The sequence below is a fragment of the Jezberella montanilacus genome, assembly GCF_003003055.1.
Lineage (GTDB): Bacteria > Pseudomonadota > Gammaproteobacteria > Burkholderiales > Burkholderiaceae_B > Zwartia > Zwartia montanilacus.
Window position 1 is genome coordinate 309,607 of sequence record NZ_PVTV01000013.1, and the last position, 13,962, is coordinate 323,568.

Genomic DNA, 13,962 nt, shown 5'->3' on the forward strand with positions numbered 1-13,962 from the left:
CCCTGTGGATCAGGCGTTACGGGAAAACAGCGCGTAAAAAAAGCCGTCGTGATCAGTCTGAATATTATCCACTGTGCGTATGACAGGCAACAACTGCCCTGGCGCAGGCAACCTCACTGCGTCCTCGTGCTGCGTGGCAAACTCAGCGGCAAGCAACTCGCCTTCTTGTGGGAAAACGGAACACGTTACTAATAGCAACTTACCACCAGGTGCCAAGGTTTGCCATAGCTGGTTCAGGATTTCCCGCTGCAACTTAGCCATCCGATCAATGTCTTTTTCTTGTCTGAGCCAACGAATATCAGGATGTCTGCGCACGATGCCAGATGCCGTGCAAGGCACGTCAGCCAGGATTGCATCGAAAGGCTTCTTATCCCACCAAGTATTCGTCTTGCTTGCATCGGCCGCCTTTAAATGTAGGGCGGGGGTCGACAAGCCCAAGCGTTTGAGATTGTGCTGAACCCGCTCAAGCCTTGCCCCATCGACGTCGATGGCGGTCAGTTCAATGGCGGCCAACTCAAGCAGATGCGCAGCTTTACCACCAGGCGCAGCACAAGCATCCAGCACCCGCATCCCATCTTTTACGTCCAGCAATCTCGCAGCCAACTGCGCACCGGCATCTTGAACAGACCACCAGCCTTCTTGATAGCCAGCAAGCGACGTAATCGCACGCGGTTGATCCACAATCAGACCAAAGTCATCAAGCAGTGTGCAGGTCAAGCCTTGTTTGGTCAGCGCATCCACTGCCGACGCGACTGTGGCGCGACGTCGATTGACCCGCAACGTTAAAGGGGGAGGCGTATTGGCAACATCGAGAATACTTTGCCATTGATCCGGGTAAGCACGACGCAATCGATGCACCCACCAGCTTGGATGGTTGTAGCGCGCCTCCAAGTTTGTACTGAGCTTTGCCAGCAACTGATCACGCTCGCGCTGAAACCGGCGCAATACCGCATTAACCATGCCTTGGTAGGACATCAAATCGCGCTGGGTCTGAGTTGCGGCAACGCTCTGGTCGACCAGGGTATGGACGGCATATAAAGGAGTGCCTGGCATGCTCGCGCCTTTTGCTGCTTGCAACGCAGCCTCGAGTAACACGAGGCTCAAACCCAATAAAGCGGACACCACGGCATTTGGCGGCGCCCGTTGCACCAATAAACCAGTCAAGCCTTTGGCCAGGCCCCAATGGCGCATGGCGTAAAACGCCAAAGCCTGCGTTGAAGGCCTCAATTCAGAGGGTATGTGGGTAATGGCTTCGGTCATGGAGCGACCGTTTTCAACATCGGCAAGCACATGGGCTGCCGCGACCAAACTGTCTGATAGCGCTGGGGCGTGATTCGTCATAGGTGCAATTGTAGGCTGACTCGCCCATTCACACGGTAAAATCCACTTCTTTTCTGAATGAGGGCGCAAGCCCCCAAGGTCTCTTTCATGTCATCCCCCAAAGTCGGTTTCGTCAGCCTAGGCTGTCCCAAAGCGCTAGTCGATTCAGAACGTATCTTGACGCAATTGCGAACAGAGGGATATCAGATCGTGCCGGATTACGATGGCGCAGACGTGGTGGTCGTCAATACCTGCGGGTTTATCGATAGCGCAAAAGCTGAATCCCTGGACGCCATTGGTGAAGCGATTGCCGAGAATGGTCGTGTCATCGTGACAGGCTGTATGGGCGTCGATGAATCAGTGATTCGAGCGGTGCACCCCAGCGTGCTTGCAGTGACTGGACCACAGCAGTACGAACAGGTTGTTCGTGCTGTCCATGACGCGGCTCCACCGGATTTGTCACACGACCCGTTTGTTGACTTAGTACCCCCTCAAGGGATCAAGCTGACACCGCGGCATTTCGCGTACTTGAAAATATCAGAGGGTTGTAATCATCGTTGTAGCTTTTGCATCATCCCATCGATGCGTGGCGACTTGGTGAGCCGCCCCGTTGGCGATGTACTCGATGAGGCGCAACGGCTCGTTAACGCCGGGGTCAAAGAAGTTTTGGTGATTTCTCAAGATACCAGCGCCTATGGCGTTGACGTCAAATACCGTAGCGGTTTTTGGGGTGGTCGCCCAGTTAAGACTCGCATGACTGAACTGTGCGCTGCGCTCGGCGAGCTGGGTGTGTGGGTAAGACTGCACTACGTCTACCCTTACCCAAGCGTGGATGAAGTGATCCCGCTGATGGCTGAAGGCAAAATCCTACCCTACCTGGACATCCCTTTTCAACATGCCAGCCCGCGCATCCTCAAGTTGATGAAACGCCCTGCATTTGAAGATAAAACCCTGGCGCGTATCAAGAAGTGGCGTGAGCAATGCCCTGAGCTGACGATACGCTCGACGTTTATTGTTGGCTTTCCCGGTGAGACTGAAGAAGATTTTCAGTATCTGCTGGATTGGATGACTGAGGCGCAACTTGATCGTGTGGGCTGTTTTCAATATTCACCCGTGGATGGTGCGCCAGCCAATGAGCTTGCTGATCCAGTACCGGATGAAGTGAAGCAGGATCGCTGGGAGCGCTTCATGGCGCATCAACAACTCATCTCAACCGCCCGCCTCGCCCGCAAAATCGGCACTGAAATCGATGTGCTCATTGACGAGGTCGATGAAGACGGCGCGATTGGTCGCTCAAGCGCTGATGCGCCTGAGATTGACGGCTGCGTCTATGTAGATAGCGAACAGGTGCTTAAGCCTGGCGATATCGTTCGCGTACGCGTCACCGAATCGGATGAATACGATCTGTGGGGCGAGAAGATTTGAGCAAAGGTACTGGGATAGGCGTGCGGGCCGGCGAGGATACCCTCAGCTCCCTCAAAAGTACTGAACCAGTGAAGGTCGGCTTCGCGGGTACGCCCGAATTCTCTCGTGTGGCACTGCAAGCGATTGTTAACGCTGGGTTTAGCGTTCCGCTGGTGCTGACTCAGCCGGATCGACCTTCAGGTCGTGGATTGAAATTAACCCCAAGTGCGGTGAAGGCTTGTGCCCTTGCGCTTGATATCCCCGTGATCCAACCACGTAGTTTGAGACTGGATGGCAAGTATCCGGAGGACGCACAAGCAGCTCAACAGGCATTGATTGACGCTCAGCTGGATGTCTTGGTTGTAGCGGCCTACGGACTGATTTTGCCCAAGGGGGTGCTTGAGCTGCCTCAATACGGCTGCCTGAATATTCACGCCAGTTTGTTGCCACGCTGGCGAGGCGCTGCCCCGATACAACGTGCGATTGAAGCGGGTGATCGCGAGACTGGCATCACCATCATGCAGATGGATGAGGGTTTGGATACCGGCGATATGTTGCTGGTTGAAGCTTGTCGGATAGATGACAACACAACTTCCGCTACCTTACATGACAAGCTCGCCGACATGGGCGGGCGTCTGGTGGTTCAGGCGCTCTCTGCGCTTGCTAAGAAGTCTCTCATTGCTACCAGGCAACCCGCAGAGGGTGTGACGTATGCGAGCAAGCTCGATAAGGCCGAGGCGGCTTTAGATTTGTCCCTACCCGCTGCTGTGCTTGCACGTCGGATTCGTGCCTTTAACCCAGTGCCGGGCGCGACCTTGGTGCTGCCTGGATTGGATGCTGCGGTGAAGGTGTGGGATGCGAGAGCGCTGCCCACCAAGGCGGATGCCGTCGCGGGTTCGGTCTTACAGGCAAATGCTCAGGGGGTGGATATCGCAACGGGCGATGGGGTGTTGCGCTTACTTGAATTGCAACGGGCGGGGGGTAAACGACAGCCCGTTTCGGTCTTTATACAAGGCTATGAATATAAACAATGAAGCCGGAGTTAGTGGCGACTTTGTCATAAAGCATGCGACCCGCTGCATTGGTTTCGTGAGTCAACCAATACACACGGCTATACCCGCCTTCACGCGCGGCGGCGTACACCGCTTCAATTAAGCTGCGACCCACCCCCTTGCCGCGCACGGATTCTTTGGTGAAAAGATCCTGCAAATAACAGTCTTTGAGCCGGCTGGTGCTGCGATGAAACAGGTAATGCACGAGCCCCACCACTTGTCCTTCGTATTCAGCTACAAAAGCGTTGACTGGTTCACCTGGGTCGAAAAACCGGCTCCATGTGGTCAATGTGGTGTTGAAATCGAGTGCCGTTGTGCCATGGCGACCGTAAAAGGCGTTGTAGCCGTCCCAGAGAGGTAGCCAGGCTTCGTAGTCAGTTTTTGCGATCGGTCGGACAAGGATAGCGTTTGTCATGGGTGAGCAAATAATGGCAAGCTGTTTTTTAATCAGTTTGATCTTTGTCGCTCAAGTCGAGCTGAGGGCGCTCTTTTAGTTTCAGCAACAAAATGATGCTTGAAAAAACAAGCGTGATCAGATTTGCGGACACCACCGGCACGGATTCGATCATCAAGCCATAGACGAGCCAGAAGCACACACCCGTCGTAAACAACAAGTACATGGTGAGAGAAATCGACTGCGTGTCGCGAGTTCTAATGACTTTAACGGTTTGCGGCAAGAAAGCTGTCGTGGTGAGGATCGCCCCGATAGTACCAATGGTCTCGTGGCTGATGCCGGACATCAGGCTTTAAGCGCTTCGCGCTCGGCTTTTCTGAGTTTGGCCTTGAGGCGTGTTTGTTTAAGCATTGAAAGGTGCTGCACAAAAACCTTGCCGTTCAAGTGATCGATCTCGTGCTGAACGCAAACTGCTAACAAACCCTCTGCATCGAATTCGTAGGACTCGCCCGATAAATCAAGTGCTCGCACCCGCACGGTAGCAGGACGCTCGACATCGTCGTAAACGTCAGGCACAGATAAGCAACCTTCTTCGTAAATCTTTTGCTCTTCGGACTTGTCCAAAATTTCTGGATTGATCAGAACCCGCAAATCGTTTTTTTCTTCGCTGACGTCTATGACAACGACTCGCTTATGCACGTTAACCTGCGTTGCCGCCAATCCGACGCCCGGTGCGTCGTACATGGTTTCAGCCATGTTTTGTACCAGGACGCGAATACTGTCGTCGACCGTATCCACCGGTTTGGCAACCTTGTGCAAACGCGGATCGGGGTAATGCAGAATTTCTAGCAGTGCCATGGTCGTCATAAAGGCGCTGGTCTGACGCAGCGTTTTATTGTGTTCAGTGAAGGTAAGTCCTTATTTTAATTGATTTGGTTAGGACAAGATAGCTAGTTGTTTTTACCCAGCCAACCGCTCACACGGACGCGCACTATGACAAACTTGGGCAATGAGCCTACCTTTTGCATCCCAACAAATTCTCACGTTTCACGATCCTGAATATCCAGAGCAACTCCGACAAATAAGCGGCGCCCCCAAAACGCTATTTGTTTGCGGTAACTTGGCACTGTTACAAAGCCGTATCCTTGCCATCGTCGGCGCTCGCAATCCGACCCCTGATGGCCTCGACAATGCCTACGCCTTTGCTAAACATCTCGCCATGAATGGCTTTTGCATCGTCAGCGGCTTGGCAAAGGGCATCGATGGCGCCAGCCATATCGGCGCGTTAGATGCCGGCGACGCAGGCGCAAGTACCATCGCGGTTCTAGGCAGCGGTCTGGATGTGATCTATCCCTCTTGCCATCTCAGTCTTGCCAAAAACATCTTGAATAAAGGCGGGCTCTTGATGACCGAGTTTGCGCCGGGCACGCCGCCTTTGGGGCGCAACTTTCCTAAGCGCAATCGCATTGTTGCCGGACTGGCACTAGGTGTGATCGTGGTAGAGGCAGCTAACAAAAGTGGCTCACTGATTACTGCCCGTTTAGCGAACGATATGGGCCGCGAAGTCTTTGCGATACCGGGGTCGATACACTCGCCTCTCTCACGCGGCCCGCACGCCTTAATACAGCAAGGGGCCAAACTGGTGGAAAACGCGACTGATATTCTGTCTGAGCTCGCACCAGAATTAAGCCGTGTCAGCGGGCTCGATTTAAGCTCACCCGACGATACTAACGAACCTGACGCGAACCCGTCGCCGCTATTTCAAGTAATCGGCTACGATCCAGTGTCAGAAGACGTCTTATTACGCCGATCGGGGATGTCTTTCGGCCAACTCGGTGCAGAATTGCTAGCACTTGAACTGCAAGGTCTTGTTTCGCGGCACCCCGACGGTAAGCTAGCCAAAGTCCGTCGCAAACCATAATCCGATCAGGTTGTTTAACTCGAGAGATTTACGATCATGTCACTTCCCCAATACGTCAAAGTCGTTGAGGTTTCGCCCCGAGATGGCTTACAAAACGAAAAAATGTTCATCGATACGTCGATTAAAGTCGAACTAGTCAATCGCTTGAGTAACGCTGGTTTCGTTAATGTCGAGGCCGCGTCTTTTGTCTCGCCAAAATGGACACCACAAATGGCGGACGCAACCGAGGTGATGGCCCAGATTAAACGTCGACCCGGCACGATTTACTCGGCTCTGACGCCCAACATGAAAGGCTTTGAGGCAGCTAAAGGAGCGGGCGTGGACGAAGTCGTAATTTTTGGTGCTGCGAGCGAATCGTTTTCGCACAAAAACATCAATTGTTCGATCGCAGAATCAATCGAGCGCTTTGAGCCAGTTGCTCAAGCAGCCTTAGCCTCAGGCCTTCGTCTTCGTGCTGCAGTAAGTTGTGCGTTGGGATGCCCCTATGAGGGAGCCGTATCCATAGACCAGGTGGTCGCCGTCGCCAAGAAGTTTGACCAGATGGGCTGCCACGAAATCGATATCGCAGACACGATTGGCGTTGCCACACCTAAGCTCGTGACCCAGGTCATGAGCGCTGTCACACAGGTCGTTGACCCCAGAAAACTGTCAGGGCATTTTCATGACACGTATGGGCAGGCTGTAGGCAACATCATGGCAGCGCTTGAGACGGGGATCACCATTTTTCATAGTTCGGTGTCCGGGCTGGGTGGCTGCCCTTATGCCAAGGGTGCGACCGGCAACGTCGCAACCGAAGATGTCTTGTATTTGCTTAGAGGTTTGAATATCGATACTGGAATCGATTTTGATGAGGTGGTCAACATCGGCCAGTGGATGTCATCGCATTTAAATCGGGCGGGTGGTAGCCGGGCCGGTAACGCTAGCTTTGCGAAACGAGCTGCCTGATGTCATTTTTAAACACACGAGCCCTGGCAAACGTGGTGAAGGTATTAGCGTGTGTCGTGGGGGCAGTTTTCTCTTTGGCCGCAACCCAAGCGCAAGCCACTGACAAAAACTCTGCTGCTGCAACTTGCTCAGTCACCATTCAGGCCGACGACGCCTATCACTTCATCCCCAACCACGTTGATGTGCCCCAGGCATGCCAGGACTTCACAGTAACCCTCAAACACACGGGGCATCTGCCGAAAGCGGCCATGGGTCATAACTGGGTTCTGACGACTAAGGCTGATGCCCCGAGAGTCGCCAAGGATGGCCTGATCGCTGGTTTGGACAACCAATTCATCGCACCTGGCGATAAACGGGTGATTGCAGCAACGCCTGTCATCGGCTCAAATGAAACGAGTCAGGTCACGTTCTCGGTCTCTGAGTTGAAACCCAATGAAACCTATGCCTTTCAGTGCACCTTCGGTGGCCATTCCGCGCTGATGCAAGGCAGTTTACGCCTTGAGTAAACGAGCTAAAGCGTCACACTGAAGCTGGGTCAGCCTAGTCGTAAGCGCGCACATCTTCAATGACCTTGCCGTCATTGGGCAGCTGGTTCGGGTCGACAAACTCGATGTCCGCGCGCAACTTCGTGACATCCCGGACGGTTTGTTCAAGCCGAGTGGCAAGAGCGGGGGGTTGAGAAGTGCACTCAACCTTCAAGGTCATCTGATCCGCTCCCATCCTGCCACTGACCACCAGTCTTGCTTTGATGAGTTCGGGATATCTGGCGATCACTTGTGCGACCTGCGCGGGATGCACAAACATGCCCCGCACTTTCGTGGTTTGATCTGCTCGCCCCAGCCAGCCTCGAATTCTTGTGTTGGTGCGACCACAAGGCGACACGCCAGGCAGAATCGCTGACAAATCTCCCGTACCAAACCGAACGAGCGGATAAGCGGTATTAAGCGCGGTGATGACAACCTCACCGACTTCCCCTTCGGGCAGTACAGCACCCGTTCCTGGCCTGACGATTTCAAGCAGTAAATCCTCGCTCAGGACAAGCCCGTCACGTGCTGACGTCTCGTACGCAATCATGCCCAGATCGGCGCTGCCATAGGCTTGATAGGCCTGAATATCTCTAGCGATGAACCAATCTCGCAAGGAAGGCGGAAAAGCTTCACCCGACACCAGTGCACGTTTAATCGATGGCAAGTTCACGCCGAGTTCATCCGCTTTTTCAAGGATGATTTTGAGAAAGCTTGGCGTGCCGGTGTAGCCAGAGGGTTCTAAATCCAGAATGGCTTGCACTTGCTGTTCAGTTTGCCCAACCCCAGCTGGGAACACCGTACAACCCAGTGCATGAGCTGCGGTCTCAAACATTGAACCTGCGGGCGTAAAGTGATACGAGAAGCAGTTGTGCACCAGATCGCCAGACCTGAACCCCGCTGCGAACAGCGCACGCGCAAACCGCCAATAATCGGGCGTTGAGCCCTCGGGCTCGTAAAGTGGCCCTGGCGAGGCAAAGACCCTCCGGGTCTTCGATCCCCACCCAACGGCGGAAAACCCGCCAAATACTCGTTCACGAACATCTCGTTGCACCTCAAACGCTGCGCCCCCCATGCGAGCTTCAGTCTGCAGCGTCAGCAAATCCGACTTACGAATCACTGGCAATTGGCTCAAGGCTTCACGGGTGTGGATGTGCGTGGCGTCCACGCCTTGTAATTGCCGCGCAACCGCTGGGGCATTGGCAACGGCATGTCTTAACGCGTGCGGCAGGGCAAGCAGTAATGCCTGCTCGCGTTCAGCCTGATGACGTGTCTCAGCTGAATCATAAAAATCTGTCATGTTAAATCCCGTGTTACGCCAACCACCGTTTGCGGCGACGATAGAACTTGGTATCCTTGAAACTCTTGCGCGCGCCACTTGAGATGCCCAGATAAAACTCTTTGACATCTTCGTTAGCGGCCAAGTCTTCGGCTGTGCCGTCCATCATGACACGACCGTTTTCGAGAATATACCCATAGTCGGCGTAACGCAGCGCAACGTTGGTATTTTGCTCAGCGAGTAAAAAACTGACCCGCTCGCGTTGATTCAAATCTCTGACGATTTCAAATATTTCTTCGACGATCTGCGGGGCCAAGCCCATGGATGGCTCATCCAGCAGAATCATACTGGGCTGCGCCATCAAGGCCCGACCAATCGCGCACATCTGTTGCTCACCTCCCGAGGTGTAGCCTGCCTGGCTGGTGCGACGCTGCTTTAATCTGGGGAAGTATGCATAGACGCGTTCAAGCGCGATGGCCAAATCCGCTCTCGATAACTGACGTGTGTAAGCCCCCGTCAATAAATTATCCTCAATACTCAGGTGGGCAAAGCAATGTCTGCCCTCCATGACTTGCACCACGCCGCGCTGCACCAGATCCGCTGGCGAGAGGCTTTCAATGCGCTCACCCCGGTAGGTAATATCGCCCTTGGTCACATGGCCACGTTCTGCCCGCAACAGGTTGGAGATTGCTCGTAACGTCGTCGTTTTGCCGGCACCATTGGCGCCAAGCAAAGCGACGATCTTGCCTTCGGGTACCACCAACGAAACCCCTTTTAACACCAGTATGACGTGGTTATAAATCACCTCAATACCGTTGACGTCGAGTAGGACGGCACCGGATGGGCTAAGTGAGGGACTCGAAGTGGCTGTCATCGCTTACCTTAGTCCGTGCAAGTTACTGGTGTGACATTTTTGTCTTTGGCATATTTGGCTGCAGCCTCTTTGATCAAAGGTTCAATCACGGCTTTGTCAGAGCGATACCAATCCGATACGAGTTGGAACTTCGCCCCGTCCCACTGCACGATACGAGCCCAGTCATCGCCCGTATGGTTGGAGCAGGATGTTTTGACAGGACGCATTATGTCGGTGAAACCGATTTCATCTAACCGAGCTTGTGTCAGATCAAGATGCTCCAGGCCCCAACGAACCTGCTCTGGTGTCACGGATTTACCTTTCCCGTATTTCTCTTGCGCAGTCCGAATGGCTTCGACGGTCAGCATAGAGATGATCATGCCGCGCGTGTGGGCAAGGGTTCCGACGGTGTTACCTGCAGTATCCGTACCGTCACCCTTGTCATAGACCTTAGCCTTTAGCTCATCGTGAACCTTGCCTTTAGCAACGCTATTGGCGATCGTAATGACGTTGTAACCTTTTGCCACTGCACCGAGATCCTTCACATCACCTTCTGAACCGGCCCACCAAATGCCGTACATCTTCTCGCGCGGATAGCCAACCCCTTGCGCTTCACGCAGTGCGGTAGGCGTCATGATGCCAGCGCTCCAGAGCAGGACATAGTCAGGCTTGTTCTGGCGAATTTGCAACCAAGTCGATTTTTGCTCAACGCCTGGGGCGGTGACGGGGTAAGGCAGAAACTCAAAGCCAAGCAGCTGCGCGCGTTTCTGGAGCAACGGGATAGGCTCTTTGCCATAGGGCGAGTCATGGTAGACCAAGGCTATTTTTTTGCCTTTAAGTTTGTCCATACCGCCCTCTTTCTTGGCGATATCCTGAATCATTATGTCAGCTGCGGTCCAGTAGGTGCCAAGCAGCGGAAAGTTCCACGGAAACACCGAACCGTCGGTCGATTGCGACAAGCCGTAGCCAACCGTCAGAATCGGCTCTTTATCGCCAGGGGCTTTATCGCTTACGGCGAAGGTAATCCCCGTAGACTGAGGATCATAGGCTGAGGCACCTGTCGGTGCGTGCGCTTTCAGTCGCTCGTAGCACTCAACGCCACGGTCGGTTGCATAAGCAGTCTCACATTCTTCAAAAATGATTTTCACGCCGTTAATACCGCCTCGGGCATTGACCAACTTGAGATAATCCATCTTGCCATCCGCCCATGGGATACCCAAGGGCGCGAACGAACCTGTGCGATAAGTCAGCAAAGGCACAAACTGTTCATCTGCCATGGCCGGTGCAGATAAGGCAAGCAAGCCACCTGCCAGAGCTAACCCGGTCACCAATGTTTTGATTCTTTTTACTTTCATGTGTATCTCCATTTGATGCGCTAAAACACGATGTTGAATTAAACCGATCTTCGCCGGATACATAAAATTAAAACGCCAATACTCAATGTGGAAACGGCCAAATCCGAAGCTTCTCTTTACCGATAGTCCAGAGTCGTGCCAACCCATGCGGCTCAGCGATCAAGAAAAACACGATCAACGCCCCGAAAATCATCTGTTCAATATGTGTCGCAATGTCCACAGCAATTGAAAGACCAAACCAAGCAGGAATACGATTCAAAAAGACTGGAATCAACACGATAAACGCGGCACCGTAGAAGCTGCCGACGATTGAGCCTAAACCGCCAATAATGACCATGAACAACAATTGAAACGAGCGATTAAGGTCAAACGCCAAAGGCTCCCAGGACCCCAGATGCAAAAATCCCCATAAGGCCCCTGCGACGCCCACGATAAACGAGCTCACAGCGAAGGCAGTGAGCTTCGCATGCATCGGTCTGATGCCAATCACGGCTGCAGCAACGTCCATATCCCGAATGGCCATCCACTCTCTTCCAATTGCTCCTCTCACGAGATTTTTGGCAACAAGTGCAAACACAACCACAAATGACAAGACGAACAAATATTTGGCTGACGCGGTTTGAAGGGACAGACCGAAGGCTGACAATGCGGGAATCGATACGCTGCCGGACGATGAGTTATTGGTAAAGAATGGAATACGTAAAAAAGCCCAATCAACGAAGAACTGAGCCGCCAGGGTGGCGACCGCTAAATAAAGTCCGCGGATGCGTAGGCTCGGAATACCGAACAGCACACCAATCAACGTCGCGAAAAAGCCACCAATCAGTATTTGAAACACCAACGGTACAAAAGGCAATCTCACCGCGATGTTCCATGCGGCATAGGCACCTACCGCCATGAAGGCACCGCTACCCAGCGATATCTGGCCGCAATAGCCAACCAGAATATTCAACCCAACTGCAGCAAGCGACAAGATTAGAAACGGAATCAAGATCGCTTTAAGAAAATAATCCGACGCCAGGAAAGGCACGACTAAAAAAGCGATCAGCAACAATACCGCCATGAAGACACGATCTTGCCTGATCGGAAAAATCTGCTGATCCGCTCGATATGTTGTTTTAAATTGGCCGTTTTCGCGATAGAACATGGTTGCTTATCCTTGATCCTCAGACTCGGTCGATGATTTTCTCGCCGAACAGACCCTGCGGCCTGAACAACAAAAACACCAAGGCCAGGACATAGGCAAACCAGATCTCGATCCCGCCCCCCACCATAGGTCCGATGTACACCTCGGATAACTTCTCTCCCACGCCAATCAGCAAACCACCAATGATGGCACCCGGCACCGACGTTAAGCCGCCCAGGATGACGACGGGAAGCGCCCTTAAGGTTGCCGTCGCCAAGGTGAATTGGACGCCAAATTTCGATCCCCAGATGATGCCTGCCACCAAAGCAACCAGCCCGGCAACGGTCCAGACAATTACCCATATTTTGTTGAGTGGGATGCCGATCGACTGTGCCGCCTGATGATCATCAGCGACAGCCCTCAGTGCACGGCCTGTCGCGGTCACTTGAAAAAATAACGCAAGACCCGCGACCAATAGAGCAGAGATCAGCGCTGCAGTCAGATCCTCAAGATTGATCAACAGGCCGCCTTGAAAAACCGAATCAAGAATAAATGCTGGCTCTTTTGGCATGCCGACGTTGACGCTGTAGACCGAAGAGCCAAAAGCGATTTGACCAGAGCCTTCAAGAAAATAAGCGATGCCAAGCGTTGCCATCAATAGCGTGGTGGCCTCCTGGTTAACCAGATGCCGCAGTACTAGCCGTTCAATGGCAACGGCCATCAGCCACATGACGCCTGCGCTGACGATAAACGCAAGCACGTTCGCGAGGATCAAGTGATCAAAGCCCAGCCAGTGAGGTATCCAGACTGAAAAGCGCGCCATCGACAAGGCGGCTACCAAGACCATCGCGCCTTGCGCGAAATTAAACACGCCCGAAGCCTTAAAAATCAAGACAAAGCCCAAGCCGATGAGCGAATACAGCATCCCGCTCATCAAGCCACCAAATAAGGTCTCAAGAAAAAATGACATGTTTCATCAACCTCAGTGCGCCACGCCAAGATAGGCGCGAATCACATCTGCATTCTGGCGCACTTCATCCGGGGTGCCATCACCGATTTTCTTACCGTAATCCAGAACAACCACCCGGTCCGAGATATCCATCACGACACCCATATCATGCTCGATCAATACGATTGTCGTGCCGAATTCGTCGTTAACGTCGAGGATGAAGCGGCTCATGTCTTGTTTTTCTTCAATATTCATCCCCGCCATTGGTTCATCCAATAGCAAGAGGCGAGGCTCCATTGCCAGGGCACGACCCAGATCAACGCGCTTTTGCAGACCGTACGACAAGCGTCCAACCGGTGTCTTTCGGTACGCTTGTATCTCAAGAAAATCGATGATGGTCTCAACGTATTCCCTGTGAGCGATTTCTTCACGCTCGGCCGATCCCATCCGAAACGCCTGAGCAAAAACGCCCGATTTCATCCTGAGGTTTCTGCCCGTCATGATGTTGTCAAGGACGCTCATCCCTTTAAACAAGGCAAGGTTTTGAAACGTTCTGGCTACACCCATTTCAGCAGCCCGCCGGGGAGTCATCCTGGAAAAGGTCGCCCCCTCCAGACTCACGTGGCCCTGCTGAGGCGTATAAACGCCATTGATCACATTCAACATTGAACTCTTGCCCGCCCCATTGGGCCCAATGATGGCGCGAATCTCATGCTCACGGACATTAAACGAAATATCTGTCAGTGCTTTGACCCCGCCAAAAGACAACGAGATATTCTGTAGTTCGAGAATGACATCGCCGATCTGACGAGTCGTAGCAGACTGTTCTATTTCGTTCAT

15 protein-coding genes are annotated in these 13,962 nt (G+C 53.1%); 5 read left to right on the forward strand and 10 right to left on the reverse strand.

Annotated features, from left to right (window positions below; translation table 11 throughout):
* Positions 1-9 precede the first annotated feature (9 nt).
* Positions 10-1,341, reverse strand: a complete 1,332-nt coding sequence (gene rsmB / locus BCM14_RS09090) for a 16S rRNA (cytosine(967)-C(5))-methyltransferase RsmB (RefSeq protein ID WP_106227693.1) — start codon at positions 1,339-1,341, stop codon at positions 10-12.
* An 87-nt stretch (positions 1,342-1,428) separates the two neighbouring features.
* Between rsmB and rimO the strand changes: the two genes are divergently transcribed.
* Positions 1,429-2,745 (forward strand): 30S ribosomal protein S12 methylthiotransferase RimO, encoded by a 1,317-nt coding sequence (gene rimO, locus BCM14_RS09095; protein WP_106227755.1) that lies wholly within the window; start codon positions 1,429-1,431, stop codon positions 2,743-2,745.
* A 68-nt stretch (positions 2,746-2,813) separates the two neighbouring features.
* Positions 2,814-3,758 (forward strand): methionyl-tRNA formyltransferase, encoded by a 945-nt coding sequence (fmt, locus tag BCM14_RS09100; protein ID WP_106227756.1) that lies wholly within the window; start codon positions 2,814-2,816, stop codon positions 3,756-3,758.
* Here fmt and BCM14_RS09105 read toward each other — a convergent pair.
* From BCM14_RS09105 to def, 3 genes are read right to left on the reverse strand one after another with little or no spacing between them, the layout of a single operon-like run.
* The gene (locus BCM14_RS09105) at positions 3,730-4,191 is read right to left on the reverse strand and encodes a GNAT family N-acetyltransferase (RefSeq protein ID WP_106227694.1); all 462 of its coding nucleotides are present in this window, start codon (positions 4,189-4,191) and stop codon (positions 3,730-3,732) included. The genes fmt and BCM14_RS09105 overlap by 29 nt on opposite strands.
* Before the next feature lie 28 nt (positions 4,192-4,219).
* Positions 4,220-4,516 carry an SWEET family sugar transporter gene (locus BCM14_RS09110; protein ID WP_106227695.1) on the reverse strand — a complete coding sequence of 99 codons (297 nt, stop codon included), beginning with the start codon at positions 4,514-4,516 and terminating at the stop codon, positions 4,220-4,222.
* A complete protein-coding gene (gene def, locus BCM14_RS09115; RefSeq protein WP_106227696.1) occupies positions 4,516-5,028 on the reverse strand; it encodes a peptide deformylase in 513 nt (170 codons plus the stop codon). The genes BCM14_RS09110 and def overlap by 1 nt, the downstream gene beginning before the upstream one ends.
* A gap of 151 nt (positions 5,029-5,179) precedes the next feature.
* Here def and dprA point away from each other — a divergent pair, with 151 nt between their 5' ends.
* From dprA to azu, 3 genes are read left to right on the forward strand one after another with little or no spacing between them, the layout of a single operon-like run.
* Positions 5,180-6,091, forward strand: coding sequence for a DNA-processing protein DprA (gene dprA / locus BCM14_RS09120; protein ID WP_106227697.1), 912 nt, complete (start codon positions 5,180-5,182; stop codon positions 6,089-6,091).
* A 36-nt stretch (positions 6,092-6,127) separates the two neighbouring features.
* A complete protein-coding gene (locus BCM14_RS09125) occupies positions 6,128-7,036 on the forward strand; it encodes a hydroxymethylglutaryl-CoA lyase (RefSeq protein ID WP_106227698.1) in 909 nt (302 codons plus the stop codon).
* A complete protein-coding gene (gene azu, locus BCM14_RS09130; RefSeq protein WP_106227699.1) occupies positions 7,036-7,542 on the forward strand; it encodes an azurin in 507 nt (168 codons plus the stop codon). Before BCM14_RS09125 ends, azu begins: the two co-directional genes overlap by 1 nt.
* Before the next feature lie 34 nt (positions 7,543-7,576).
* Here azu and BCM14_RS09135 read toward each other — a convergent pair whose 3' ends face one another.
* The 6 genes from BCM14_RS09135 to BCM14_RS09160 form a co-directional block, all read right to left on the reverse strand.
* The gene (locus BCM14_RS09135; protein ID WP_106227700.1) at positions 7,577-8,860 is read right to left on the reverse strand and encodes a phenylacetate--CoA ligase family protein; all 1,284 of its coding nucleotides are present in this window, start codon (positions 8,858-8,860) and stop codon (positions 7,577-7,579) included.
* Between the two features lie 13 nt (positions 8,861-8,873).
* On the reverse strand, positions 8,874-9,713 hold the full coding sequence (locus BCM14_RS09140; protein WP_106227701.1) for an ABC transporter ATP-binding protein: 840 nt from the start codon (positions 9,711-9,713) through the stop codon (positions 8,874-8,876).
* Positions 9,714-9,721: 8 nt separating this feature from the next.
* Positions 9,722-11,047 (reverse strand): ABC transporter substrate-binding protein, encoded by a 1,326-nt coding sequence (locus BCM14_RS09145; RefSeq protein ID WP_106227757.1) that lies wholly within the window; start codon positions 11,045-11,047, stop codon positions 9,722-9,724.
* A gap of 82 nt (positions 11,048-11,129) precedes the next feature.
* Positions 11,130-12,194, reverse strand: a complete 1,065-nt coding sequence (locus tag BCM14_RS09150) for a branched-chain amino acid ABC transporter permease (RefSeq protein ID WP_106227702.1) — start codon at positions 12,192-12,194, stop codon at positions 11,130-11,132.
* 19 nt (positions 12,195-12,213) lie between these two features.
* Positions 12,214-13,143, reverse strand: coding sequence for a branched-chain amino acid ABC transporter permease (locus tag BCM14_RS09155; protein ID WP_106227703.1), 930 nt, complete (start codon positions 13,141-13,143; stop codon positions 12,214-12,216).
* A 12-nt stretch (positions 13,144-13,155) separates the two neighbouring features.
* A complete protein-coding gene (locus BCM14_RS09160; protein ID WP_106227758.1) occupies positions 13,156-13,962 on the reverse strand; it encodes an ABC transporter ATP-binding protein in 807 nt (268 codons plus the stop codon).

What these genes read in the sequence shown, in the direction of transcription:
- BCM14_RS09160 (WP_106227758.1), bottom strand. Translation starts at nt 13,962, where the DNA reads ATGAACGAAATAGAACAGTCTGCTACGACTCGTCAGATCGGCGATGTC.
- BCM14_RS09155 (WP_106227703.1), bottom strand. Translation starts at nt 13,143, where the DNA reads ATGTCATTTTTTCTTGAGACCTTATTTGGTGGCTTGATGAGCGGGATG.
- BCM14_RS09140 (WP_106227701.1), bottom strand. Translation starts at nt 9,713, where the DNA reads ATGACAGCCACTTCGAGTCCCTCACTTAGCCCATCCGGTGCCGTCCTA.
- rimO (WP_106227755.1), top strand. Translation starts at nt 1,429, where the DNA reads ATGTCATCCCCCAAAGTCGGTTTCGTCAGCCTAGGCTGTCCCAAAGCG.
- BCM14_RS09110 (WP_106227695.1), bottom strand. Translation starts at nt 4,516, where the DNA reads ATGTCCGGCATCAGCCACGAGACCATTGGTACTATCGGGGCGATCCTC.
- BCM14_RS09105 (WP_106227694.1), bottom strand. Translation starts at nt 4,191, where the DNA reads ATGACAAACGCTATCCTTGTCCGACCGATCGCAAAAACTGACTACGAA.
- def (WP_106227696.1), bottom strand. Translation starts at nt 5,028, where the DNA reads ATGGCACTGCTAGAAATTCTGCATTACCCCGATCCGCGTTTGCACAAG.
- rsmB (WP_106227693.1), bottom strand. Translation starts at nt 1,341, where the DNA reads ATGACGAATCACGCCCCAGCGCTATCAGACAGTTTGGTCGCGGCAGCC.
- azu (WP_106227699.1), top strand. Translation starts at nt 7,036, where the DNA reads ATGTCATTTTTAAACACACGAGCCCTGGCAAACGTGGTGAAGGTATTA.
- dprA (WP_106227697.1), top strand. Translation starts at nt 5,180, where the DNA reads ATGAGCCTACCTTTTGCATCCCAACAAATTCTCACGTTTCACGATCCT.
- BCM14_RS09150 (WP_106227702.1), bottom strand. Translation starts at nt 12,194, where the DNA reads ATGTTCTATCGCGAAAACGGCCAATTTAAAACAACATATCGAGCGGAT.
- BCM14_RS09135 (WP_106227700.1), bottom strand. Translation starts at nt 8,860, where the DNA reads ATGACAGATTTTTATGATTCAGCTGAGACACGTCATCAGGCTGAACGC.
- BCM14_RS09125 (WP_106227698.1), top strand. Translation starts at nt 6,128, where the DNA reads ATGTCACTTCCCCAATACGTCAAAGTCGTTGAGGTTTCGCCCCGAGAT.
- BCM14_RS09145 (WP_106227757.1), bottom strand. Translation starts at nt 11,047, where the DNA reads ATGAAAGTAAAAAGAATCAAAACATTGGTGACCGGGTTAGCTCTGGCA.